Raw genomic sequence first — 24,380 nt, forward strand, 5'->3', positions numbered from 1 at the left:
ATCAACGCTTGATCTGCGCGGCCCAGTAGCTTTCGATCTGGGCAACCAGCTCCTTGGGCAGCGGCACGTAGTCCAATGCCTCGGCTTCGTGCTGGCCGTTTTCCAGGGCCCACTTAAAGAAGTCCAGCGTGGCGACCGTACGCGCTGCGTCCTTGGGCTGCTTGTACATCATGACAAACACCGTTGCCGCGATGGGCCAGGCGTCGTCACCCGGCGCGTTGGTGATCACCAGATGGAAATCCTGCGAGTTCTTCCAGTCGGCGTGCGCGGCTGCGGATTGGAACGTCTTGTCACTGGGCACGACGAACTTTCCGTCCGAGTTCTTGACTGCCGCGTAAGACATCTCGTTCTGCAGCGCGTACGCCAGTTCTACGTAACCGATCGAATTCTTGATCTGCTTCACGTATGCGGCGACGCCTTCGTTGCCCTTGCCGCCCACACCAACGGGCCACCGTACGGACGTGCCCTCACCCACCTTGGTCTGCCATTCCGGGCTGATCTTGGACAGGTAGTTGACCCAGTTGAAGGTCGTGCCCGAGCCGTCCGAACGATGCACCACCGTGATCTTTGCGTCGGGCAGTTTCATCCCCGGGTTCAGATCGGCGATTGCTTTGTCATTCCATTTTTCGATCTTGCCCAGATAGATATCAGCGAGCAAGGGACCGGTGAAGCGCAGCTTGCCCGGCTCGATGCCGGCGATGTTAACGACGGGAACCACGCCGCCGATGACCACCGGGAACTGGCCCAAACCGGCCTCTGCGAGTTCCTTGGGGGGCAAGGGCTTGTCAGACGCGCCGAAGTCGACCGTACCGGCCTTGATCTGCGCGATACCGCCGCCCGAACCGATCGATTGGTAGTTGATCTTGTTGCCCGTCTTGGTGTTGTAAGTGTCGGACCACTTCGACAGGATCGGGTAGACGAACGTCGATCCGGCGCCCGTGATATCCGCGGCCTGGGCTGAAACCATGCCGAGTGCGAAGGAAATGCCCAATCCGGCAGCGTATCTTTTGGCCTGTGCAAACATGCTTATTCTCCACTTGAGGGTGCATTGAGGAAGTCCGTTTGACTCCCTGATCACAACATCTCTGTCTGTCGTGATTTATGGAAATAATGAATCAAATTCATTAACGGTTTATGACAGTTTCCAATTCCTGCCTGCCCCGTCCCGACGTGCCAATGACAAGCTCGGCGTCGTCAGGCAAGCAGCCACACGCATGCGTCGCGCAGCAGTCTTCCAGGATGAATTCAAGTAGCCCGTAGATGCCTCCGAGCCGCGCACGATAGCGAACGACCTCGCCTGTTCTACTGCCGACGATCAGACCAGCTCTCGCAAGCCCAGCCAAGTGTTGCGACACCGTGCTGCGCGGCCCGCCGACGACGGCGGCTATCTTCGCCGCATCCATTCCGCGCGGCTCCTGGCGTATCAACATCCGGAAAATGGCCAAGCGCGTCGAGTGGCTCAGCGCAGTGAACACCGAGACAGCTTCCGCTGCATTCGTTGCCGAGGCGATTGGAGAGGCGAGCGCTGAGACCATGGCTTGAGGGCGCCCTGAGGGCCAATCGAGGGTTTCCATATAAAGTCCATATGTCTTGATTTAACGACATATTGTGCTTGTCACATGACGATTCGATGACAGTCTAAATTTATCTTCTCAACGTTTCAATTATTGTTGTAGTATTGACGAATGGATAAAAACACTGCTGTGAGCGTTTTCGAATCTCTTGCCTCCGGCGTTCGCTTGGACATATTCCGTCTTCTCGTGCGCGCCGCTCCAGTCGGCTGTGTTGCCGGGGAGATCGCGGCGGAATTAAACCTGCCGCCCACTAATCTTTCGTTTCATCTAAAGGCGCTAACGCAATCAGGTCTACTTACCGTAGAGCAAGAGGGGCGGTACATGCGCTACCGCGCGAATATCGATTTGATGAACGAGTTAGTGAGCTATCTCACTGCGGAATGCTGCAGCGGAATTCCAGCGCCCTCTTCCTCCGAAACTCTGGGGGCCGCCTGATGTCCGAGGTCGCTCCTGACCGCCATGCGGATGTGGTCATTGTTGGGGGTGGCCAGAGTGCCCTCGCCGTTGCCTACTTCCTCAGGCGTACCGCTTTAAAGGTGATTCTTCTGGACGCTGGCGCGGGTCCGGGCGGAGCATGGCGGCACGGATGGGAATCGTTGCACCTGTTCTCACCCGTACAGTGGAGCTCCCTGCCCGGCTGGCCTATGCCCCCGACACAAGGTTACCCGGCGCGAGATCAGGTTATTGAATACCTCGCGCGCTATGAACAACGATACCGCTTCAAGGTGGAGCGGCCTGTAGCGGTTGCGTCCATCAGCAAGCGGGAGTCAGGATTCTTCGTCGATACTGACAAGGGCGCTTGGCATGCCAAGGCCGTAATCAGCGCCACAGGCACCTGGAGCGCTCCATTCATTCCACCGTACGACGACCGGGACGTCTTTCGTGGCGAACAGGTCCATTCCGCGCACTACCAGTCGCCAGCCCCTTACGCGGGCAAGCGCGTGTTGGTCGTTGGCGGCGGTAATTCCGGAGCACAGATTCTCGCAGAGCTTTCCGAGGTTGCCCAAACCACGTGGGTAACGTCCACCGAACCGCTGTTCTTGCCGGATGACGTTGATGGACGGGTTCTATTTGAACGCGCTACCGCGCGTTGGCAGGCGATGCAGTCGGGCAAACAACCCGAAGACCTTCCAGGCGGATTTGGCGATGTGGTCATGGTCCCACCCGTGCGCAAGGCGCGCGAGCGCGGAGTACTGCAATCGGTTCGCCCATTCTCGCGCTTTACGTGCGATGGCGTCGTGTGGGCCGACGGTTCTTCGTCAGTGGTCGGCGCTGTCGTGTGGTGCACCGGATTCCGGCCTGCATTGGCGCATCTCGCCGCACTAGGCATCCTCGACCCCGATGGCAAAGTTCGAGTTTCTGGCACGCAGGCTGCCGATGTTCCAGGCCTGTGGCTCGTCGGTTATGGCGAATGGACGGGTTTTGCGTCCGCCACCCTCATTGGCGTCATGCGAACCGCCAAATCCACTGCGGCCGAAGTGGCCGCTTTTGTTGAAACCGCATTTTCTCTCACCTCCTGATCACACATATGAGCACCGTTACCATCTACCACAATCCCCAATGCGGAACCTCCCGGAACACGCTAGCGCTGATACGCAACGCGGGGATCGAACCGCAAGTTATCGAATATCTACAAACGCCGCCGGATCGCGACACCCTCGTTGATCTGATCGCCCAAGCAGGTTTGACCGTTCGTGACGCTATTCGCCAGAAGGGGACGCCGTATCTCGAGCTTGGGCTGGACGACGCATCCTTAAGCGATGATGCGTTGATCGACGCCATGCTGGCGCATCCCATTCTGATCAACCGCCCGTTTGTCGTGACTCCTTCGGGTGTTCGCCTGTGCCGACCTTCCGAGGAGGTATTGGACATCCTCGAGGCTCCCCAGCGCGGCCCGTTCACCAAAGAAGATGGCGAAGTGGTCATCGACGACAGCGGAAAGCGCGTGCGCTAAACCATGCCAAGTCCTTCGACAGCCGCGGACACTGTGCATCCATCCGACAAGGCGCACGGATTGGTCACAGCATTGGGGATAGGTCAGATCTGTTCCTGGGGATCGCTCTACTATAGCTTTCCGTTGATTGCCGAGGCGATGGGCAAAGAGCTTGGCTGGAGCAAACCCGACCTCTATGGCGCTGCCACGCTCGGGCTGATCCTCGCCGCGTTGGCCGCATATCCGGTGGGTGTTGCGGTTGATCGTGGACACGGTCGTTGGGTAATGGGCCTTTCCTCACTGCTCGCGGGAGGGTTGCTGTTGCTTTGGTCTCAAGTGACGTCCCTGCCGGCTTTCTACGTCCTTGTCGCAGCCCTGGGCGCGTTGCAAGCAGCCACGCTTTACGAGCCGGCCTTCGCCGTGATCGCGCGCCGCGTGGGTCCGGGTCATTCACGGGCGGGCATTACCGCTCTGACGCTATGGGGTGGCTTTGCCAGTACTGTCTTTATCCCGCTGGTGCAATGGCTGTTGAATCTATGGGGCTGGCGTGAAGCATTGATCGCACTAGCTGCGGTCAACGCAATCATCTGCACCGGCGCCTACCTGCTCTTTATTCAGCCTGCCCGAGATGCCAGGCCGACCGACAACGTCAATCCTGGTGAACAGCGCGAAAGAAATCGCCTAGCTGTTCAGGAAGCGCTGCGTCGGCCTGTTTTCTGGGCGCTGCTGTTGTCGCTGACAGCATACGCGGCCATGTTCTCTGCCTTTACGTTCCATATGTACCCCTTACTGCGCGAGCGAGGCATCGACACCGCTTCGGTTGTTCAAGCCATCGCTTTGATCGGCCCCGCCCAAGTGGCGGGCCGAATCGTCGTAAGCATTTTCGCGGCACGCGCCTCCATGCGAATGGTGGGTACAGCGGTGGTGACGGTCTTCCCGCTCGCCTTTGGCGCCCTTGCCTACTTGCACACGGACTTCATTGTCGTCGCGGCAATCTGCGTGGTTTACGGCGGAGCCAACGGCATATTCACGATCGTTCGTGGCATGGTTGTGCCTGAAATGTTGAGCCGACATGCCTACGGAGCCATCAACGGGCTCCTGACCGTGCCGATGACATTTGCGCGCGCCGCCGCCCCGGTGGGCGCCGCGGCCCTTTGGGCCATTGGATCCTCCTACGACGGAGTGCTTGTCTCAATCTTGGTGGTGGCGTTATTACTGGCCGCAAGCTTCTGGCTGGCAGCGTGGCTCAGCCGCCCAAAACTACAATTTTTGCCCGAGTGAGTGTATTGCAATGACGACGTATTCTTCACCCTCTGACCTCGATCTTCCGAGCCTGGATGACTCTTTGCTGGACGTCCCCACGCACGACAAGCTGTCGCTGACGGCCGGCGCGACGCATCCGCCCCGCATACTGCTGCTGTACGGTTCCCTGCGTGAACGCTCGTACAGTCGGTTGCTCACTGAAGAGGCGGCGCGGATTTTGACGCGGCTCGGCGCCGAGACCCGGATTTTCGATCCGAGCGGCTTGCCTTTGCCCGATAGTGTTCCCGCGGACCATCCAAAAGTGGCTGAATTGCGTGCACTATCCCTGTGGTCCGAGGGGCAGGTATGGTGCAGCCCCGAGCGGCACGGCACGCTTACGGGTGTGTTCAAGAGTCAGATCGACTGGTTGCCGCTGGAGACGGGTAGTGTGCGGCCGACACAGGGCCGCACGCTTGCGGTTATGCAGGTTTCGGGGGGGTCCCAATCCTTCAACGCGGTAAACGCCTTGCGCGTGCTGGGCCGCTGGATGCGCATGGTAACCATCCCGAACCAGTCCTCAGTCGCCAAGGCGTTTCAGGAGTTTGACGAAGCCGGCCGCATGAAGCCTTCGCCCTACTACGACCGGGTGGTGGATGTCATGGAAGAACTCTATAAATTCACACTGCTGGTGCGGGACCGAAGTGACTATCTCACGGACCGATATAGCGAGCGCAAGGGCATGGCCGAGGAGATCGCACGCCTGGCTCGTGAAGCGATGACGCATGAGACGGAGACCCAATAAGGTTTACGCCCTCCTCTCCTTATCTTCATCAACTTGACGAACGGACTTTATTTCCATATACCTGGACATACGGAATAGCTTCCGTTCTTTTCAAGAAATGCGGGTGGGACCGGACCGGTTATCCAGCCTATCGACGTTCCGATCAGCCTGAGGGACGCCGGCGAATCACGTTGCCTGGCCTCATGGGTGAAGATGATGTTTACGCGCATTCTGGTGGATTTCGACCTCGCACACCTGAGTCGGCCATCGTTGGTGGCGCTCTTGGACTTGGCACAAGCCAACCATGCTGCATTGACGTTCCTCGCAGTGCGCCCAAAGCTGGATGAGCTTTTGAGCGAATCCGAGGAGTCATTCCTCGCTGATGTGCATAAGCAGATTGGGACCGAGTGGGCTACGCTCTTGTCCGCAGCTCGAGAACGCGAATTGCAGCCGCGTCTTCATATCCTTGCGGGCGATTCTATTGAGTCTCTTTTGGCATTCGGGCGTGAGATGGACGCCGACCTAATCGTCGCAGGCAATTCGCACTGCGGCGGCCTCAAGAACGCCATTCTGGGAGTCCCGTGCAAAGAGCTTTTAGGGCGCGCAGATGTGGCCATCCTGATCCTTCCTTAAAACCACCTCGTCGACGTGGACCGTCTTCATCGGCAGCGGGGTCGCAGATTGAACCTCCGCCTGCGCCCTCCGATGACAATTGCAGATTAGGTGCAGCACTTTGCTTCAGCGCTTGCACGACGAACTTGCGTGTTACACACACCGGTCTCAGGAAGCACAAGCTCCACTCGTTTTGCAGCTTCCAAGTCGCCGGCTAGTGCGGCCACAACAGATCGGACCTGTTCATAGCCTGTCAGCATTAGAAACGTAGGCGCACGCCCGTAGCTTTTCATTCCAACGACGAACACCCCCTCGTCGGGATGCCCCAGTTCCGAGGCGCCATGGGGCCGAACTGTCCCGCAACTATGCACATTCGGGTCGATCATTGGAGCCAAGCGAATAGGGCTTTGCGTTGCAGGATCGAGTTCGAGCCTAAGCTCCGCCATCAACCGAAGGTCGGGACGAAATCCCGTTGCGACGACAATCTCGTCGACGGGGGCAAGCGCCTTGACGCCACTGTGAACCGTCAAGCCCTCGTCGGAATCGCTCACGCGGTCAACGTCGACACCGGTGAAAAGCACTATCCTTCCCTCGTCCAGAAGCTTTTTGACTGTCGTTCCCAACCTACCGCGCTCCTCAAGCTGGTCATTCTCTCCGCCTCCGAAAAGCCGATCGGTCGAAGCCCCGCGGATCGCCCAATAAACCCGTGTACCAGGTTCAATGCTGGCCAGTTCCACTAGGTCCTGAAGCGCATTGAAGGCGGAATGGCCCCCGCCAATCACCAACACTCGACGATTGGCGTATCGCTGCCGGGCGTCTCCCAGAATGTCGGGAATGCCATAGGCGATCTGGGCCGCGAACCGCTCTTCTCCCAAGGCCGGGATGCCATGCGCGCCCATCCAGTTTGGTGTGTTCCAGGTGCCAGAGGCATCGATAACTGCCCGTGCCCGGACATCCCGCTCGCCATCGGGTCCGCTGACCCGCAGCAGGAACGGTGCGGCAGCGCGATCCTGGCTTCTCATGACATCGTGCCCAACGCGGCTGACCGCCATCACGCGGTGATGGGTCTTCAGGCAACGCTTGATCGGCGCCAATTCCGACAAGGGCTGCAAATACTGCGCCAGCAATTCGCGTCCGGTGGGATAAGCGTCACTGGGCGGGGCAACCCAACCTGACTGCGCGAGCAACTCGCCGGCCTTCTTGTCGATGTTGTAGCCCCACGGAGAGAACATCCGTACATGTCCCCACTGGTTCAGGCTTGCGCCCGACTGGTCCCCTGCTTCGAATACGACGAAGGGTATGCCTCTGTCCAGCAGATGAGCGGCGGCGCTCAGCCCGACGGGGCCGGCTCCGATGATTGCGACGGGGTGGTCATTGATGCGCATTCCAGGTACCTCTCTTCATGGGGTTGGGACACGGCCGAAGCCGTATTTAATTGGTACTACCAACTATTTGCTTAAAAAAAAGCCGCAATTTCTACGGCTTGGACTCTACGGCTCAAACTCCACGGCACACGTCGAGGCGACGCCACAACGTGCTTGTGCGGCGCGCGTCAACTGCCGCAGCAGATCAAGCGATGCCTCCAGGACCTCGGGCTTCATGTGTTCGATCATGGCAAATTCTTCGGCAACCAGATCCGCCCGAATGGTCTGATACAGCTTGCGCCCCGCCGCGGTCGGCTCAAGCTGCACCGCCCGGCGGTCGGCGGCATCTTCGATCCTTGTGACGTAGCCCTTGCGTTCCAGCGAATCAACAATTCGGCTGGCCGTGCTCTTGTCCAGGAACATCACCAGCGCAAGCGCCTGCAACCGCAGCGGCCCTTGCTTGACCAGGGTTTCCAAGGCATAGCACTGCGCCACGGACACGTCATAGCAACAAATGCGATCGCGATCGCGGAATTGATGGACCCTGATCAGCTGGTTCACCGCTTCATAGAGCGCTTCGGCGTCCCGACTGGCCAGACGTGTTCTTGTTGAATTCATTCTTGGTGGCTAAATTAGTTGTTGGTGCCAACGTTATTCGCTTTGGCGCTTCAGGTCAATACCGTAGCGCTTCATTTTTTGCCACAGGTTCTTCCTGGATATGCTCAAGACGTCGGCCGTTTCTTGAATGCGGCCGCCGTGCCGGCGCAACACCTCTTCGATGTACAGCCGCTCACAGATCTGTTGGTAGGCGTTGAGCGTGGCCTCTTCCCCACCTTGCGGCTCATCGTGAAAATGGTCGCCGTCCGGACCTTCAGGAAAGATGTCCCCCGGCAACAAGACGCTGGACTGGCTTACCAGACAGGCGCGTTCGATCCGGTTATGCAATTCGCGGATATTGCCCGGCCAGGGGTACGCCTGCATCTTGGCCAGTGACAACGGGTGCAGGGTTTTTGCAGGCTCTCCCAGGCGCTCGGCAATGCTGGTGGCAAACCGTTTGGCCAGCCAGAGGATGTCTTCAGGCCGATCGCGCAGCGGCTTTACCTCAAGGGTGACGGTGTTGATCCGGTAGTAAAGGTCTTCCCTGAACAACTTGGCGCTGACCATCTCGGCCAGGTTTCGGTTGGTGGCGCAGACCAGGTCGAACTTGGTGTGGGTGTCGTGTTCGGCGCCCAGTCGGCGGACACGCTTTTCCTGTATCGCACGCAACAGCGCGCCTTGCAGCGCCGGCGATAGCTCTCCGACTTCATCCAGGAACAGCGTGCCGCCGTCGGCTTGTTCGAAGTAACCCTTGCGTAGCTTGTCCGCACCGGTATAAGCCCCCTTTTCATAGCCGAAGAATTCCGCTTCGGCGATGGTGGAGGCAATGGCGCCGCAGTTCACGGCTACGAACGGCCGCGCGGTAAGGTCCGGCCCCGCCTGGCTGTGGATCAGTCGTGCCAATACCTCTTTGCCAACCCCTGACTCTCCAACCAACAGGACGGCCGACGCACGGCCCGCCAGCCGGGGCACCATGCGGCGTAGATTCTGGGCCGCCTGCGACACCCCTAGTTCCGTATCGCTTTCCGGCGAGGCCTGCGCCGGGACAACATCGCGCACGGTCTGGATCAGCGTCGCGATGTCAAAAGGCTTGGTCACGTAGTCCTTGACGCCGAGCTTCAGCAAATCCACGGCCCTTTCCACCGTGGCATAGGCGGTCATCAGGATGAACGGTGGCAATGTACCGCCCTGCGCCACCAACTGTAGATAAAGTTCGTCGCCATCCAGGTCTGGCAGGCGGACATCGCTGATCACCACGCCATAGGCATTGGCGTGGATGGCCTCCCTTGCCTCATACCCCTTGGAAAACCAGTCGGCACGGATTCCCTCCAGACGAAACCTTTCCACAATGGATTCGCCCATGATGGCGTCGTCTTCGATCAAACAGACATATGGCTGTATCACGGCGTCAGCTCCAAGTTCGTTTTTTCAATGGGTGCGGCGCAAGGCAGTGTGATGGTGAAGGCGGTGTAGCCTTCTTCGCTTATCACTTCGATCGTGCCTTGCAATTGCGTGACGATTTGGTAAGTCACCCACAGGCCCAGTCCGCGGGAGCGGCCCTCTGCCCGCCCCGCTCCCCGGGCATCCACCCGGTAAGGCTCAAACAAATGGGGCAGCACATCGTGTGGAATGTGCTGCCCGGAATTTGCAATTTCTACTGAAAGGCGGTCGGCGGTTCCGGTCACGGTGCAACTGACGCTACCGCCGCGTTCCACGGCGTTCTTTGCGTTGATGAGCAGGTTCAAGACCAACTGGCGCACCAGATGCGCGGGCAGCGGCAATTCGTCCCGGGTGGTGACGTCCCACAGCAACGAGGCGTTCTTCTCCGATAATTCGGGCTCGATCAGCAAGCGCAGATCCTGCCAATCCGTGGTGTGCATGAAGGCCGAATCCAGGCGCGCCTCCACCAGCAAGGCACCGACCGTATGCCGAATCTGCATCAAGCCCCGTCGCGTCAGGCCGACTGTTCTTTGGGTTAATTCATCGTAGGAACCGTGCTTTTCCAAGGTATCCAACGCGTTGAGCATGCCGCCAAGCGGGTTATTGATCTCGTGCGCGACCCCGGCAGCCACTAGGCCTACCGCTGCCAGCCGTTCGGCGGCAATGATTTCCTGTTCAAGCGCTTCCTGTCGTTCCAGTTGCGTCAGCATGGATGCAAAGCTGCGCCCCAACACCGCGATTTCGTCGCTTCCTTCCTTGCGCAAGGAAAGTCCGATGTTGGCCGCCGGTTCGCGCCCGACACGCTGAGTCGCCTGGGCCAAAGACAGGAGCGGCCGTGCAATGCGGTTTCCCCATAACCAGCCCAGCGCCAGTAGCAACAGCAGCCCGGGAATACTGACCAGCAGCACCTGGCTGACCAGGTCGTACAGGCGCTGGCGCCAGATGCTAGCGTCGTAAGACGCCAGCACGTATCCAGCCAATCCCGCATCTTCAGACACAACTGCGGCGCCGGCGACTGCCAACGTGGCGTCCAGGCTATCGGGGGTATTGAATACAAAGGTGCGCGGATCGTCACGCAGGGTTTGCGCCGCAGCAGCCAGCTCGGTGGGCAAACCGGCGCCGGGCGTCAGCACCGGATAGCGATGCGGATCGGATGACGCATACACATGCAAGCTGGGGTCCAGCACAATGATCGACCGCAAGCCTGGGGCGCCATCTCCTGCCGTGAGCGGTATGCGCAACGCCTCGTAGACCCGCCACAGATCGTCACGCATCAAGGGTTCGCGCACCGACAAGGATAAAACCTGCGTTAACGCCATCGCGCTTTGCCGCGTGTCTCGCAGCATGCCGACGTAAGCGGTTCGCATCAGCGTCGCGGTAACCACCAGTTCCGTTACCACGATCGCGGCGGCCAAGGCCAACGGCACCTTGTAGCGATAGCTGATTCTGGACCAGGGGTTCCAACGGGCTGACTTCATGCAGAATCTCGTGCCGGGTTTTCGCCCGCTGACGTGCGCACCAACCCACGGATACCGTCGTACAGGCTATCGGCCCCCTCAACAAACCGATCGAGGAATAGGCGCTTGAGTATCAAGCGGCCATCCGAACGCGCGTGCATCTGGAGCAAAGCATCGCGCAGCGCAAGCGCGGTGTCGTCGGCAACATGCTCGCCGACCACGATGGGCGGAAACCCATATTCCGGGGATCGCCATGCGACGCGGGTGCCGGCGGCGCGCGCGCCATGTTGCGACGCAATGCTGTCCCAGACGTATCCATCGACCGCCCCGCCGCTGGCCAGCCCCGCCGCGACCGCCTCCACAACTTTGCTGTGCGCAAAGGTGAAGAAAGCCTTGCTGAAAAACCGTAGCGGGTCCTGATGCTCGGCAAGCAGTTCCGTCCGAGGCACCAGAAAGCCGGAATTAGAAAGTGGGTCGCTGTAGGCGAAGACCCGTTCGCGCAAGCCTGCAATTCTTGCCGTGCTTCGGTCCTCCTTGGGCACGATCAGGTACGACCGGTACTGCGGTTTGCCTTGGTACTGCGGCACCACCAGCAGCTTGAGCTTATCGGCGTTCAAGACGTAGGGGTAGCCACAGATCCATGCCGCGTCGATCTGGCCGCGCAACAGCAGGTCCACGATTTCCCCGTAGCTGCGTCGTTGGACGAACTGAATGTCCTGCTTAAGCGCTGCTTGAAGATCGGCCCGCCAGATATCCAGCAGTTGGAGCTGGTCGTCCAGGAACACCGCGGTCGTGCCTAACAGAAGCGGCGCGGACGCCGCTGCGTTGCGCGGCAAGGTACAGGCCGCGATAGACGCTACGCCGGCCGCGAGAAAGCTGCGGCGGTTACCGAACGGTAACGCCAGCCCCTGTTGGGGCGCCTGGACGTTACCTCTCCGGCATCGCGTTGTGCCCATGGTCTTGGTCTCCTCCTGTGTAGGGCAGTGCCAGAGACACTTGGCATGCCCTTTGCTTATCGCTCTACAGAGTACTGAAGCCGTCATTTCGTTTCAATAGGAAATATCGACATGTCAGAGCCACAAATCCTTACCCGGCGCGGATTCCTCAAGTTGAGCGGAACGGGCGGTGCTGTTGCTGCCGCAACACTCATCCCGATCATGCCCGCCCAAGCCCAACCGGCCACGGCGCCGCACACAGGAACCACGCTGCCCTACCCCGTGAAGTCCATCGCCGTCGCGCAGAAGCTCACGGCCGACACGCCCCTGCAGTTCGCCTATCCCGACAATGCCTCGCCGTGTACCGCTGTGAAGCTCGGGCATCCCGTTCCCGGCGGCGTTGGCCCTGACCACGACATCGTCGCGTACAGCACGATGTGCACGCATATGGGCTGCCCCACAGTTTTCGACAACAAAACAAAAACGTTCAAGTGCCCGTGCCACTTCAGCGAGTTTGACGCCGAGAAGGCAGGCCAGATGATCTGCGGGCAAGCCACCGAAAACCTCCCACGGATTCTGCTGCGCTATGACGCCAGTTCGGACGCGATATCCGCGGTTGGGGTCGAAGGCTTGATCTACGGCCGCCAGGCCAACATTCTGTAAGTCGGGAGACGCTCATGTCCGCACCCAAAGACCGCATCACCTTGCCGCCGAAGGATGCCGCGCGCACGAATATGACGTGCCACTTCTGTATCGTCGGCTGTGGGTACCACGTTTACAAATGGCCGGAGCAAAGCGAGGGAGGCCGGGCACCCGAGGAGAATGCGCTGGGCCAGGACTTTCGTCAGCAGCTACCGCCTTTCGCGTTGACGCTTACCCCGGCGATGACCAACGTAATCACGCAGCGGGATGGCTCGCGTCACAACATCATGATCGTTCCGGACAAGGAATGCGTGGTCAACAGCGGCTTGAGTTCGACCCGTGGCGGCCGGATGGCCAGCTATATGTACACGCCCGATGGCGATGGCAAGGCGCGCCTGAAACAGCCGCGCATGTATGCCGCCGACCAATGGGTGGACGTTCCGTGGGACAACGCCTTGGCACTGTACGCCGGCCTGCTGAAGAAGGTACTGGATACCGATGGCCCCGAGGGCATTGTGTTCTCCTGTTTCGACCACGGTGGGGCTGGCGGAGGCTTCGAAAACACCTGGGGCACGGGCAAGCTGATGTTCACCGCGCTCCAGACGCCAATGGTCCGTATCCACAATCGTCCAGCCTACAACTCGGAATGCCATGCTACGCGCGAGATGGGCATCGGCGAGCTCAACAATGCCTACGAAGACGCCGAGCTTGCCGACGTGCTGTGGTCGATTGGAAATAATCCTTACGAATCCCAGACCAACTACTTCCTGAATCACTGGATCCCCAATCTGTATGGGCAGACGGTCGAAAAGAAAAAGGCGCGCTTCGCAGGCGAAGAGCTCCCGGATACCCGCATCGTCTTCGTGGACCCTCGCGACACGCCTTCCATCGCGATCGCCCGCCAAATTGCCGGAAAAGATCGGGTGCTGCATCTGGCGATCGAACCTGGCACTGACATCGCGCTGTTCAACGGGCTGTTCACCTACGTAGTTGAACAGGGCTGGGTGGACAAGCCGTTCATCAAGACGCACACGGCGGGATTTGATGAGGCCGTCAACACGAATCGCATGCCCCTGGAGGAATGCAGCAAGATCACGGGCGTACCGGTCGACGACCTGAAGAAGGCGGCGGAGTGGTCGTACAAGCCGAAGAAGACAGGGCAGCTTCCGCGCACCATGCATGCCTACGAAAAAGGCATCATCTGGGGCAACGACAACTACGTCATTCAGTCGGCGTTGCTGGATCTGGTCATCGCCACGCACAACGTGGGGCGCCGTGGCACCGGATGTGTACGCATGGGTGGGCACCAAGAGGGTTATGCCAGGCCCCCCTACCCTGGCGACAAGAAAATCTACATTGACCAGGAACTCATCAAAGGCAAGGGCAGGATGATGACCTGGTGGGGGTCCAACAACTTCCAGACCAGCAATAACGCGCAAGCGCTCCGAGAGGCGGTGCTCAAGCGATCCGCCATCGTGAAGGAAGCCATGCAGAAAGCGCGCGGCGCTTCAACCGAAGAGATGGTCGACATCATCTATGCGGCCACGCAACGAGGCGGATTGTTTGTTGCAAGCATCAATCTCTATCCAACCAAACTGGCCGAGGCTGCCCATCTGCTGCTTCCAGCGGCGCACCCGGGCGAAACGAACCTGACGTCCATGAATGGCGAGCGGCGCATTCGCCTGTCGCAAAAGTTCACGGACCCGCCCGGGGAAGCGCAAGCGGACTGCCTGATCGCCGCGCGAATCGCCAACACGCTGAAAGCCATGTACGAGAAGGAAGGCAACAGCAAGATGGCGCAACGTTTCGCCGGATTCGACTGGAAGACGGAAGAGGATGCGTTCAATGATGGGTTTCGTCGGGCGGGCCAGAAGGACGCGCCGAAGATTGACAGCCAAGGCGGCGATACCGGTCACCTGGTCACGTACGAACGGTTGCTCGCCGCCGGCAATAACGGCGTTCAGTTACCCGTTCAGGCCTACGCGGATGGGAAGCTCAAAGGCACCGAAATGCTCTACACGGACGGTAAGTTCGACACCGCCGACGGAAAAGCTCACTTCAAGCCGGCGCAGTGGAAAGGCCTGCCCGAGCCCGTGGTCGCCCAAAAGAAGATATACAAGTTCTGGTTGAACAACGGCCGCAATAACGAGATCTGGCAAACGGCCTATCACGATCAGTACAACAGCTTTGCGCAAGACCGTTATCCGATGGCGTACATCGAGATCAACCCTGCCGATTGCCAGGACCTAGGCGTGGAGGCTTCAGACGTGGTCGAGGTCTACAACGACTACGGCTCCACCTACGCGATGGTGTACCCGGTGCCTGAAATAAAGCGCGGCCAGACGTTCATGATGTTCGGCTACGTCAACGGAATCCAAGGCGACGTCACGACCGAATGGACCGACCGCAACATCATTCCTTACTACAAAGGCACCTGGGGGAATATCCGGAAAGTTGGCTCCGTCGAGGAGTTCCGGAACACCATCAGTTTCAAGAGCCGCCGATTCACCCTGGGCTGATTTTCAACAAAAGGAGCATTGCCCCTCATGCGTATCACCAAGCTGTTCGTGTCGGTTGGGTTGGCATCCGCCAGCCTGACCTGTGTTGCGGCCCCGGACGCCACAATCCAAGCGATCTTGACCAAGAACAATTGCCTGGCGTGCCACGCGGTTGACCGCAAGGTCGTCGGCCCCTCATACAAGGACGTGGGCGCCAAGTTCAAGGACGAACCCGGCGCCGCTGCCCTGCTGCTAGGGAAAATCAAGAATGGCAGTGCGGGCACCTGGGGACCTGTGCCGATGCCGCCGAACCCCGGAATTTCAGCCGAGGACGCGAAAAAGGTCGTCGACTGGATACTTGCCGGCGCGCCAGGCTGACGCAGAACATGATCGAAGCTCCACTTTTGGATCGCCGCAAATCTCCTTCGCTACGGTCAACATCGACCGCCTCGTCAGGCATGGACGGCCCGCCCGAAGACCGGCACGGTCGGCCTCTGCATGACTTGCGCATTTCGGTCATAGACCAGTGCAATTTTCGTTGCACCTACTGTATGCCCCGAGATCAGTTCGGCGCGGATCATTCATTCCTGCGCCGCGAAGAGCTGCTGACTTTTGATGAGATTGAGAGAGTCGCAAGCGCCTTCATCAGCCTGGGCGTACGTAAGGTCAGGGTCAGCGGGGGTGAACCGCTGCTGCGCAAAGACGTGGAGCATCTTATTGCGCGACTGGCGGCGTTGCGTACGCCGTCCGGCGCGCCGATTGATCTGGCCATGACCACCAACGGGTCTTTATTGGCACGCAAGGCCCGGGGGCTGGCCGCCGCCGGGTTGCGGCGTCTGAACGTCAGCCTTGACGCGCTTTCGCCGTCCATCTTTGCGCGGGTCGCGGACACGACTGCTTCCGTGGATGATGTATTGGCGGGTATAGCCGCAGCCCAGGCTGCGGGCATCCCGCACATCAAGATAAATATGGTGGTGCACCGTGGTGTGAATGACGATCAGATCCTGCCGATGGCCCGGCGCTTTCGCGGAACCGCGCACGCGCTGCGCTTCATCGAATTCATGGATGTCGGTGCGACCAACGGTTGGAATGCCTCGGCCGTCCTGCCGTCCGACGAAGTCCTAAAGAGAATACATGCCGTTTTCCCGTTGACACCCTTGGCGCCTACGGTGCGCGGCGAAGTCGCCCGCCGCTGGGCTTACCAAGACGGTCAAGGAGAAATCGGTTTGATTTCTAGCGTCAGCCACCCATTCTGCGGCGATTGCTCAAGGGCAAGGCTCTCGGCCGACGGCAAGCTCTATACCTGTCTGTTTGCCGAACAAGGCGATGACATACGTTTGCAATTGAGGTCGGAGTCGAATCCACAAATGCTGATCAACGGCTTGGCTGAGCGGTGGCGATCCCGCAACGATCGATACTCAGAGGTTCGAACGTCACAACCACGCCAACACAAGATCGAGATGAGCTACATCGGCGGCTAGGTAGCCGCCGAGGCGCCAGCATTTTTCTTGGCGCCACGAAGCGGCTTCTTATTCGGGATGATGTCGCAGTCGCAGTGACCCGCCAGCGCAGCGATGACCGGCGCGCACGCCTCGGGGTGGCCATGGCAGCAATCGGTCAACATGAACGACATCAACGAGCCCATGACGCCTACGTCGGCACGATATATGATGCTTCGCCCCTGGCGGTCTCCCCAGATCAAGCCCGCGCGGGCAAGCACCGACAGATGCTGCGACACCGTGTTGTGGGGGCCCTCCACCATTTCCGCGATGGCGCCCGCAGGCACCCCTTCCGGCTCGCGCGCCATCAAAAGGCGAAAAATCTCGAGCCGCGTTGGCTGAGAAAGGGCGTGGAATGCGCTTAGCGCGTGCTGGAAAGACACTCCGTCCCGAGGTAAATCCGGGTTGAAATGGCTGGCAACCGCTGGGGAAGGCGTGGACGTGCTGGCGATGGGCATGGAAATTCGATAAGTCGGTAGTTCTGTATATCCGGACAGACTATATCGCATAGATGACAGATTAGTGTCAGCAACATCTGACATGCTAAAGCGGCCGCCGCAAAAAAATTGGGGCGAGTGCCAGCCCCCCAGCATCGCCCCGCAAAGTCGTCGACGAATCGACGATGTTGGCCCTACTTATGGTTTTGGGTATCAGGTTCCGATACGGCCGCCGTCATCCTTCGTAATCACGATCGTCGCGGAGCGGGGTCGTTTGCCCGCTCCATACCCAGCATTGCTTGGCCATTGGCTGGTGTACTTGGAAGGATCAGCGAGGTTGGCTTGGTCCGTGTTTTCGCCAGGATGTTGGATGTTGACAAAAATGGCCTTGCCATCAGGGGTTTCGCAGAATCCCGTAATTTCGCATCCAACCGGACCCACCAGAAAGCGCTTGAGCTGCTCTGGCGCTGGCGGCTTACCGACATAGGTATCCACCGTAAGCGTGCTGCCGTCCCCCTCGGGATACGCCAGGGATTTCTTCGCCCCATCACCAACCTGCCCGGGGCGCGCGGCCAACATCATGCAGTTGGTCACGTCGGTGTAGGCGCCGTCATCGGTCTGCAGCCAGCACAGACCCGTTACCGCACTGAACACCAGACCATCCGGGCTTGAAAAGTCCTGGTCATCGGTAAGACTGGACAGGTTTACGGTCGTGACATCGGCGTCGGCTTGCGCGCCGAACAGGTACACATCCCATTCGAAGCGATCGCCATCACCGGCCGCTGCCAATTCCTTGATACGAATGATGTGTCCGTTGGGGTTGCCAGACTGGCTAGCGCCACCCTTCATATCGGTGTACACGCGAGGATTGGCGGAGTCGGGCTCATACTGCGAGCCGGTGGGATCAACGCGGCGGCTGCTGTTGTTCGTCAACGTGCAATAGAGTTCGCCGTTCGCGGGGTTCACGCCACACCATTCGGGCCGATCCATCTTAGTTGCACCGGCGGCATCGGCCGCCAACCGGGCATTGACCGCCACATCGGCCTGATCGGAAAAGGGGTAGGTCGCATACCCGCTGACCGCCGAGTTCTGCATCGACAGTTCCAACCACGAGCCGGTGCCATCTTCTGAGAACTGGGCCGCAAATAGTGTGCCGTTATCAAGGTACTTGTCGCCCACAGAGATACGACTGATCGCGTCTGCGTCCGCGGGATCCCAATTGGCCGACGAGACCCACTTGTAGAGGTACTCGCCACGAGCGTCGTCGCCCATATATACGATGATCGGTTGACCCGCGACTGCCGTGCGGAAAGCGGCCGATTCATGGGCAAACCGGCCCAAAGCCGAGCGCTTTTTCGCCTTTCTGCTGCGGTCGTAAGCATCCACCTCGACGACGTAGCCCTGGCCGTTCATCTCGTTGCGGTAGTCATCGCTACCGTCAGCCGACGCGCCAGACTGGCTGATTATCCAGCGAGCATATCGATCGTCCGCGCCGGCCGATTCCCAACCGTGGCGCGACGCAGCGCCTTGATTGCGTCCATAGCGCCGAAGCGAGGTGACAGATTTGTCATTCCCGCGGGCGGCATCGTCCGCAGCGTCTCGCGTGAAATAGCCGTACCAGTTTTCCTCGCCAGTCAGAAAGGTGCCCCAAGGGGTCTTTCCCGTGCCGCAGTTGTTGAGCGTGCCGCGCGTACGCGTCGCGTCGGGCGAGTACTTCGTCACCAGCAGCGGGTTACCTCGGGCGGGGCCGGCGATCTCGACTTCGGAAAGCGCCGTGAGCCTGAAATTGAACAACGAATCGGGAACCGTACCCCAGGCATTGCCGGCTTTCTTTACCTCGACAACCGACACTCCATGAATGGCGATCTCCTTGTCAACCTCGGCGGCTGGCCGGGGTAGCGTATTCGTGCCCCCATTTGCATGCAGGAAGAACGAACTGAGCCCTTCGTTCGTCGTGGCCTCATGGTTGACCGCCAGCAGCCCGCGATCCGTCGAGCTTGCCGACGGCCGGTTGTCAGCACCAAGGCCGAACCATTCCATGCCATCGTGGTGGTCACCAGCACGCTTGTCGAAATCGTTGTCCGTGCCATCGTTCTTGTAGGCAAGCACCCCCTCAGCGAGCGGGTCACCCAAGCCATAGAGGGGTCGTCTCAGAAAACGGAAAATAAAGCACGCTAAGGCATAGCCGAACCTGCCAAGCTTGCTCCACCCTGTAGTGACGCGATCAGCGGGCAGGAAACGTTCCCCCTTCGCGCATGGCAGGCGCACACCAACTCAGACAGCACGGCCTCCATGCGCGCCAGGTCAGCCATTTTCTCGCGCACGTCCTTGAGCTTGTGCTCGGCCAGACTGCTGGCTTCCTCGCAATGGGTGCCATCCTCCAGCCGCAGCAGCTCGGCGATCTCATCCAGGCTGAAGCCCAGCCGCTGGGCTGATTTCACGAAGCGCACCCGCGTTACATCCGCCTCGCCATAGCGGCGGATGCTGCCATAGGGCTTGTCAGGCTCCAGCAACAAGCCCTTGCGCTGATAGAAACGGATGGTCTCCACATTGACCCCGGCCGCCTTGGCGAAAACGCCAATGGTCAGGTTCTCCAAATTGTTTTCCATATCGCTTGACTCCGTACATGAGTACGGAAGTAAGGTTACGCTATCCAATTTCAATTCGAAAGGACAAGCGCATGTCTGAACCAAAAACCGGGCGCGGCGCGCTCTTCACTGGAGGGCTTGCCGCCATCCTCGCCTCGGCTTGCTGCCTCGGGCCGTTGGTTCTGATCGCCTTGGGGTTCAGCGGCGCTTGGATCGGCAACTTGGCGGTGTTGGATCCCTATCGCCCCATCTTTATCGGCGTGGCGCTGGTGGCGTTGTTCTTCGCCTGGCGGCGCATCTACCGGCAGGCAGCGGCCTGCAAACCGGGTGAGGTCTGCGCGATTCCCCAAGTGCGAGCTACTTACAAGCTCATTTTCTGGATCGTGGCCGCGCTGGTTCTGGTCGCGCTCGGATTTCCCTACGTCATGCCATTTTTCTACTGATCGGAGTTCACCATGAAGAAACTGTTTGCCTCCCTCGCCCTCGCCGCCGTTGTTGCCCCCGTCTGGGCCGCCACCCAGACCGTCACGCTGTCCGTACCGGGCATGACCTGCTCCGCCTGCCCGATCACTGTCAAGAAGGCGATTTCCAAGGTCGAAGGCGTCAGCAAAGTTGACGTGACTTTCGAGACACGCCAAGCGGTCGTCACCTTCGACGATGCCAAGACCAGCGTGCAGAAGCTGACCAAGGCAACCGCAGACGCGGGCTATCCGTCCAGCGTCAAGCAGTGAGTCACTGAAAACGGCACCGCAGCACAACGGACGTCATTGTCTGGCGCCACAAACGATAAAGGATCTGTTGCATGACCCATCTAAAAATCACCGGCATGACTTGCGACTCGTGCGCGGCGCACGTCAAGGAAGCGCTGGAAAAAGTGCCAGGCGTGCAGTCGGCGCTGGTGTCCTATCCGAAGGGCACAGCGCAACTCGCCATCGTGCCGGGCACATCGCCGGACGCGCTGACTGCCGCCGTGGCCGGACTGGGCTACAAGGCAACGCTAGCCGATGCGCCACTGGCGGACAACCGCGTCGGACTGCTCGACAAGGTGCGGGGATGGATGGCCGCCGCCGAAAAGCACAGTGGCAACGAGCCCCCGGTGCAGGTAGCGGTCATTGGCAGCGGTGGAGCCGCGATGGCGGCGGCGCTGAAGGCCGTCGAGCAAGGCGCGCAGGTCACGCTGATCGAGCGCGGCACCATCGGCGGCACCTGCGTCAATGTCGGCTGTGTGCCGTCCAAGATCATGATCCGCGCCGCCCACATCGCCCATCTGCGCCGGGAAAGCCCGTTCGATGGCGGTATTGCGGCAACTGTGCCTACGATTGACCGCAGTAAGCTGCTGGCCCAGCAGCAGGCCCGCGTCGACGAACTGCGGCACGCCAAGTACGAAGGCATCCTGGGCGGTAATCCGGCCATCACCGTTGTGCACGGTGAGGCGCGCTTCAAGGACGACCAGAGCCTTACCGTCCGTTTGAACGAGGGTGGCGAGCGCGTCGTGATGTTCGACCGCTGCCTGGTCGCCACGGGTGCCAGCCCGGCGGTCCCGCCGATTCCGGGCTTGAAAGAGGCACCCTACTGGACTTCCACCGAGGCCCTGGCGAGCGACACCATTCCCGAACGCCTTGCCGTAATCGGCTCGTCGGTGGTGGCGCTGGAGCTGGCGCAAGCCTTTGCCCGGCTGGGCAGCAAGGTCACGGTCCTGGCGCGCAATACCTTGTTCTTCCGTGAAGACCCGGCCATCGGCGAGGCGGTGACAGCCGCTTTCCGTGCCGAGGGCATCGAGGTGCTGGAGCACACGCAAGCCAGCCAGGTCGCCCATATGGACGGTGAATTCGTGCTGACCACCACGCACGGTGAATTGCGCGCCGACAAACTGCTGGTTGCCACCGGTCGGACACCGAACACGCGCAGCCTCGCGCTGGACGCAGCGGGGGTCACTGTCAATGCGCAAGGTGCCATCGTCATCGACCAAGGCATGCGCACGAGCAACCCGAACATCTACGCGGCCGGCGACTGCACCGACCAGCCGCAGTTCGTCTATGTGGCGGCAGCGGCCGGCACCCGTGCCGCGATCAACATGACCGGCGGCGATGCGGCGCTCGACCTGACCGCAATGCCGGCCGTGGTGTTCACCGATCCGCAAGTGGCGACCGTGGGCTACAGCGAGGCGGAAGCCCACCACGACGGGATCGAGACCGACAGCCGCACCTTGACCTTGGACAACGTGCCGCGTGCGCTCGCCAACTTCGACACACGCGGCTTCATCAAGTTGGTTATCGAGGAAGGCAGCCATCGGCTGATCGGCGTACAGGCGGTCGCGCCGGAAGCGGGTGAACTGATCCAGACGGCGGCTCTGGCCATTCGCAACCGCATGACGGTGCAGGAACTGGCCGACCAGTTGTTCCCCTACCTGACGATGGTCGAGGGGTTGAAGCTCGCGGCGCAGACCTTCAACAAGGATGTGAAGCAGCTTTCCTGCTGCGCCGGGTGAGAAAAAGGAGGTGTTCAATGAACGCCTACACGGTGTCCCGGCTGGCTCTTGATGCCGGGGTGAGCGTGCATATCGTGCGCGACTACCTGCTGCGCGGATTGCTGCGCCCGGTGGCGTGCACACCAGGCGGCTACGGCTTGTTCGATGACGCCGCCTTGCAACGGCTGTGCTTCGTGCGGGCGGCCTTCGAGGCGGGCATCGGCCTCGACGCGCTGGCGCGGCTGTGCCGGGCGCTGGATGCGGCGGACGGCGACGAAGCGGCCGCGCAGCTTGCCCTGCTGCGTCAGTTCGTCGAGCGTCGGCGCGAAGCGTTGGCCGATCTGGAAGTGCAGTTGGCCACCCTGCCGACCGAGCCGGCACAGCACGCGGAGAGTCTGCCATGAACAACCCCGAGCGCTTGCCGTCCGAGACGCACAAACCGATCACCGGCTACCTGTGGGGCGGACTGGCTGTGCTGACTTGCCCCTGCCACCTGCCCATCCTCGCTGTCGTGCTGGCCGGCACAACCGCCGGTGCTTTCCTCGGCGAGCATTGGGTCATCGCGGCGCTCGGTTTGACCGGCCTGTTCCTTCTGTCCCTGTCGCGGGCGTTGCGGGCATTCAGGGAAAGAGAATGAGCGCTTTCCGGCCGGATGGATGGACGACGCCGGAACTGGCCCAAGCGGTCGAGCGCGGGCAGCTTGAACTGCACTACCAGCCCGTCGTCGATCTGCGCAGTGGTGGGATTGTCGGCGCGGAAGCCCTGTTGCGCTGGCGTCATCCGACGCTTGGACTATTGCCACCGGGCCAGTTCCTGCCCGTGGTCGAATCGTCCGGCCTGATGCCTGAAATCGGCGCTTGGGTGCTGGGCGAAGCCTGCCGCCAGATGCGTGACTGGCGAATGCTGGCATGGCGACCGTTCCGGCTGGCCGTCAATGTTTCGGCGAGCCAAGTGGGACCGGACTTCGACGGGTGGGTAAAGGGCGTGCTGGCTGATGCCGAGTTGCCCGCCGAGTATCTCGAAATCGAGCTGACCGAATCGGTCGCGTTTGGTGATCCGGCGATCTTCCCCGCCCTGGACGCCTTGCGGCAGATCGGTGTGCGCTTCGCCGCCGATGACTTCGGGACGGGGTATTCCTGTCTGCAACATCTGAAGTGCTGCCCAATCAGCACGCTCAAGATCGACCAATCGTTTGTCGCCGGGCTCGCCAACGACCGCCGCGACCAAACCATCGTGCACACCGTGATTCAGCTTGCGCACGGGCTGGGCATGGATGTGGTGGCTGAAGGCGTGGAAACATCGGCGAGTCTTGATCTATTGCGACAAGCGGACTGCGACACAGGACAAGGCTTCCTGTTCGCGAAGCCAATGCCGGCGGCGGCATTCGCCGTCTTCGTCAGTCAATGGAGGGGTGCCACCATGAATGCAAGTGACTCGACCACCACCAGTTGCTGCGTGTGCTGCAAGGAAATCCCGCTCGATGCCGCCTTCACCCCGGAAGGCGCGGAATACGTCGAGCACTTCTGCGGGTTGGAGTGTTATCAACGCTTCGAAGCGCGTGCCAAGACAGGGAACGAAACCGATGCCGATCCGAACGCCTGCGACTCGCTACCGTCAGATTGAGGCATACCCTAACTTGGCGTCAGACCATCCGGCGCTAAATCGTCAGAATAGAGTTGCCTTCCGAATTGATTGACATACGCCGTCAAGGGTCATAGATTTCTTCCTGACACATTTCCCTCAGGAGGATACCTTGCACGGTCAGCGCATCGGTTACGTCCGCGTCAGCAGCTTCGACCAGAACCCAGAACGGCAGCTCGAACAGATCCAGGTGGATAAAGTGTTCACCGACAAGGCGTCGGGCAAGGACACACGGCGGCCCGAACTGGAACGGCTGCTCGCCTTCGTGCGCGAAGGCGACACGGTCGTGGTGCACAGCATGGATCGTCTGGCGCGCAACCTCGACGACCTGCGCCGCCTGGTGCAGGGCCTCACCCAGCGCGGCGTACGCATCGAGTTCCTTAAGGAGCATTTGACCTTCACCGGCGAGGACTCGCCGATGGCGAACCTGATGCTGTCGGTAATGGGCGCGTTCGCCGAGTTCGAACGCGCCTTGATCCGCGAGCGGCAGCGCGAGGGCATCGCGCTCGCCAAGCAGCGCGGGGCCTACCGTGGCAGGAAGAAATCCCTGTCGTCTGAGCGTATTGCCGAACTGCGCCAACGTGTCGAGGCTGGCGAGCAAAAGACCAAGCTGGCTCGTGAATTCGGAATCAGTCGCGAAACCCTGTATCAATACTTGAGAACGGATCAGTAA

At 60.3% G+C, this 24,380-nt stretch carries 27 protein-coding genes; 17 read left to right on the forward strand and 10 right to left on the reverse strand.

Annotation, left to right across the window (positions count from 1 at the left end):
- Position 1: 1 nt before the first annotated feature.
- Both pstS and AOZ53_RS17975 read right to left on the reverse strand, forming a co-directional pair.
- Entirely contained in the window at positions 2-1,024 is a 1,023-nt protein-coding gene (gene pstS / locus AOZ53_RS17970) for a phosphate ABC transporter substrate-binding protein PstS (protein ID WP_006221934.1), read from the reverse strand.
- 100 nt (positions 1,025-1,124) lie between these two features.
- On the reverse strand, positions 1,125-1,574 hold the full coding sequence (locus AOZ53_RS17975) for an ArsR/SmtB family transcription factor (RefSeq protein ID WP_006221933.1): 450 nt from the start codon (positions 1,572-1,574) through the stop codon (positions 1,125-1,127).
- Positions 1,575-1,685: 111 nt separating this feature from the next.
- Between AOZ53_RS17975 and AOZ53_RS33530 the strand changes: the two genes are divergently transcribed.
- From AOZ53_RS33530 to AOZ53_RS17995, 6 genes are all read left to right on the forward strand, one after another.
- Positions 1,686-2,009, forward strand: coding sequence for an ArsR/SmtB family transcription factor (locus AOZ53_RS33530; protein ID WP_006221932.1), 324 nt, complete (start codon positions 1,686-1,688; stop codon positions 2,007-2,009).
- Positions 2,009-3,094 carry an ArsO family NAD(P)H-dependent flavin-containing monooxygenase gene (locus AOZ53_RS33535; RefSeq protein WP_035212062.1) on the forward strand — a complete coding sequence of 362 codons (1,086 nt, stop codon included), beginning with the start codon at positions 2,009-2,011 and terminating at the stop codon, positions 3,092-3,094. The genes AOZ53_RS33530 and AOZ53_RS33535 overlap by 1 nt, the downstream gene beginning before the upstream one ends.
- 8 nt (positions 3,095-3,102) lie before the next feature.
- Positions 3,103-3,528, forward strand: a complete 426-nt coding sequence (arsC, locus tag AOZ53_RS17980) for an arsenate reductase (glutaredoxin) (RefSeq protein WP_006221930.1) — start codon at positions 3,103-3,105, stop codon at positions 3,526-3,528.
- A 60-nt stretch (positions 3,529-3,588) separates the two neighbouring features.
- Entirely contained in the window at positions 3,589-4,788 is a 1,200-nt protein-coding gene (locus AOZ53_RS17985) for an MFS transporter (RefSeq protein ID WP_006221929.1), read from the forward strand.
- 10 nt (positions 4,789-4,798) lie between these two features.
- Complete coding sequence (arsH, locus tag AOZ53_RS17990) at positions 4,799-5,551, forward strand: arsenical resistance protein ArsH (RefSeq protein ID WP_006221928.1); 753 nt, start codon at positions 4,799-4,801, stop codon at positions 5,549-5,551.
- A 192-nt stretch (positions 5,552-5,743) separates the two neighbouring features.
- Positions 5,744-6,163: a universal stress protein gene (locus tag AOZ53_RS17995; protein WP_100220332.1), complete on the forward strand. Its 420-nt coding sequence runs from the start codon at positions 5,744-5,746 to the stop codon at positions 6,161-6,163.
- An 86-nt stretch (positions 6,164-6,249) separates the two neighbouring features.
- Here AOZ53_RS17995 and AOZ53_RS18000 read toward each other — a convergent pair whose 3' ends face one another.
- The 5 genes from AOZ53_RS18000 to AOZ53_RS18020 all read right to left on the reverse strand — a co-directional run bounded on the left by AOZ53_RS18000 (position 6,250) and on the right by AOZ53_RS18020 (position 11,956).
- Positions 6,250-7,527 carry an FAD-dependent oxidoreductase gene (locus AOZ53_RS18000; RefSeq protein WP_006221926.1) on the reverse strand — a complete coding sequence of 426 codons (1,278 nt, stop codon included), beginning with the start codon at positions 7,525-7,527 and terminating at the stop codon, positions 6,250-6,252.
- A gap of 105 nt (positions 7,528-7,632) precedes the next feature.
- Entirely contained in the window at positions 7,633-8,124 is a 492-nt protein-coding gene (locus AOZ53_RS18005) for a MarR family winged helix-turn-helix transcriptional regulator (protein ID WP_035212055.1), read from the reverse strand.
- A gap of 33 nt (positions 8,125-8,157) precedes the next feature.
- On the reverse strand, positions 8,158-9,486 hold the full coding sequence (locus AOZ53_RS18010) for a sigma-54-dependent transcriptional regulator (protein WP_006221924.1): 1,329 nt from the start codon (positions 9,484-9,486) through the stop codon (positions 8,158-8,160).
- A gap of 17 nt (positions 9,487-9,503) precedes the next feature.
- Positions 9,504-11,021, reverse strand: a complete 1,518-nt coding sequence (locus AOZ53_RS18015) for a sensor histidine kinase (RefSeq protein ID WP_006221923.1) — start codon at positions 11,019-11,021, stop codon at positions 9,504-9,506.
- Positions 11,018-11,956, reverse strand: a complete 939-nt coding sequence (locus tag AOZ53_RS18020) for a substrate-binding domain-containing protein (protein ID WP_006221922.1) — start codon at positions 11,954-11,956, stop codon at positions 11,018-11,020. Before AOZ53_RS18020 ends, AOZ53_RS18015 begins: the two co-directional genes overlap by 4 nt.
- A 111-nt stretch (positions 11,957-12,067) precedes the next feature.
- Between AOZ53_RS18020 and AOZ53_RS18025 the strand changes: the two genes are divergently transcribed.
- Genes AOZ53_RS18025 through moaA form a run of 4 tightly spaced genes read left to right on the forward strand, consistent with a single transcriptional unit; the run spans position 12,068 to position 16,556 of the window.
- The gene (locus AOZ53_RS18025) at positions 12,068-12,598 is read left to right on the forward strand and encodes an arsenate reductase (azurin) small subunit (protein WP_006221921.1); all 531 of its coding nucleotides are present in this window, start codon (positions 12,068-12,070) and stop codon (positions 12,596-12,598) included.
- A 14-nt stretch (positions 12,599-12,612) separates the two neighbouring features.
- A complete protein-coding gene (locus AOZ53_RS18030; RefSeq protein WP_006221920.1) occupies positions 12,613-15,096 on the forward strand; it encodes an arsenate reductase (azurin) large subunit in 2,484 nt (827 codons plus the stop codon).
- Between the two features lie 27 nt (positions 15,097-15,123).
- Positions 15,124-15,453, forward strand: a complete 330-nt coding sequence (locus tag AOZ53_RS18035; RefSeq protein WP_006224616.1) for a c-type cytochrome — start codon at positions 15,124-15,126, stop codon at positions 15,451-15,453.
- Between the two features lie 8 nt (positions 15,454-15,461).
- Positions 15,462-16,556, forward strand: a complete 1,095-nt coding sequence (gene moaA, locus AOZ53_RS18040; RefSeq protein WP_081247806.1) for a GTP 3',8-cyclase MoaA — start codon at positions 15,462-15,464, stop codon at positions 16,554-16,556.
- On the opposite strand, the gene AOZ53_RS18045 is transcribed toward moaA, so the two are convergent.
- The 3 genes from AOZ53_RS18045 to AOZ53_RS18055 all read right to left on the reverse strand — a co-directional run bounded on the left by AOZ53_RS18045 (position 16,553) and on the right by AOZ53_RS18055 (position 19,620).
- Positions 16,553-17,032: an ArsR/SmtB family transcription factor gene (locus AOZ53_RS18045; RefSeq protein WP_231690636.1), complete on the reverse strand. Its 480-nt coding sequence runs from the start codon at positions 17,030-17,032 to the stop codon at positions 16,553-16,555. The two genes, moaA and AOZ53_RS18045, sit on opposite strands and share 4 nt — an antisense overlap.
- Positions 17,033-17,224: 192 nt before the next feature.
- On the reverse strand, positions 17,225-19,177 hold the full coding sequence (locus AOZ53_RS18050) for a PhoX family protein (protein WP_088159612.1): 1,953 nt from the start codon (positions 19,175-19,177) through the stop codon (positions 17,225-17,227).
- Positions 19,178-19,185: 8 nt separating this feature from the next.
- Positions 19,186-19,620 (reverse strand): mercury resistance transcriptional regulator MerR, encoded by a 435-nt coding sequence (locus AOZ53_RS18055; protein WP_003131969.1) that lies wholly within the window; start codon positions 19,618-19,620, stop codon positions 19,186-19,188.
- Positions 19,621-19,691: 71 nt separating this feature from the next.
- On the opposite strand from AOZ53_RS18055, the gene merT reads away from it, so the two are divergent.
- From merT to AOZ53_RS18090, 7 genes are all read left to right on the forward strand, one after another.
- Positions 19,692-20,042 carry a mercuric ion transporter MerT gene (gene merT / locus AOZ53_RS18060; protein ID WP_006224622.1) on the forward strand — a complete coding sequence of 117 codons (351 nt, stop codon included), beginning with the start codon at positions 19,692-19,694 and terminating at the stop codon, positions 20,040-20,042.
- A 12-nt stretch (positions 20,043-20,054) separates the two neighbouring features.
- On the forward strand, positions 20,055-20,330 hold the full coding sequence (gene merP, locus AOZ53_RS18065; RefSeq protein ID WP_003131987.1) for a mercury resistance system periplasmic binding protein MerP: 276 nt from the start codon (positions 20,055-20,057) through the stop codon (positions 20,328-20,330).
- A gap of 71 nt (positions 20,331-20,401) precedes the next feature.
- Entirely contained in the window at positions 20,402-22,087 is a 1,686-nt protein-coding gene (gene merA / locus AOZ53_RS18070) for a mercury(II) reductase (RefSeq protein WP_054488781.1), read from the forward strand.
- Between the two features lie 17 nt (positions 22,088-22,104).
- Positions 22,105-22,470, forward strand: a complete 366-nt coding sequence (gene merD, locus AOZ53_RS18075) for a mercury resistance co-regulator MerD (protein WP_000995360.1) — start codon at positions 22,105-22,107, stop codon at positions 22,468-22,470.
- Positions 22,467-22,703 (forward strand): broad-spectrum mercury transporter MerE, encoded by a 237-nt coding sequence (merE, locus tag AOZ53_RS18080; protein ID WP_003132004.1) that lies wholly within the window; start codon positions 22,467-22,469, stop codon positions 22,701-22,703. The genes merD and merE overlap by 4 nt, the downstream gene beginning before the upstream one ends.
- The gene (locus AOZ53_RS35040) at positions 22,700-23,689 is read left to right on the forward strand and encodes a DUF3330 domain-containing protein (protein WP_003132006.1); all 990 of its coding nucleotides are present in this window, start codon (positions 22,700-22,702) and stop codon (positions 23,687-23,689) included. The genes merE and AOZ53_RS35040 overlap by 4 nt, the downstream gene beginning before the upstream one ends.
- 130 nt (positions 23,690-23,819) lie before the next feature.
- Positions 23,820-24,380 carry a recombinase family protein gene (locus AOZ53_RS18090; RefSeq protein ID WP_003124096.1) on the forward strand — a complete coding sequence of 187 codons (561 nt, stop codon included), beginning with the start codon at positions 23,820-23,822 and terminating at the stop codon, positions 24,378-24,380.

Origin of the sequence: Achromobacter sp. 2789STDY5608621 (genome assembly GCF_001299375.1) — a bacterium.
Classification (GTDB): domain Bacteria; phylum Pseudomonadota; class Gammaproteobacteria; order Burkholderiales; family Burkholderiaceae_B; genus Achromobacter; species Achromobacter insuavis.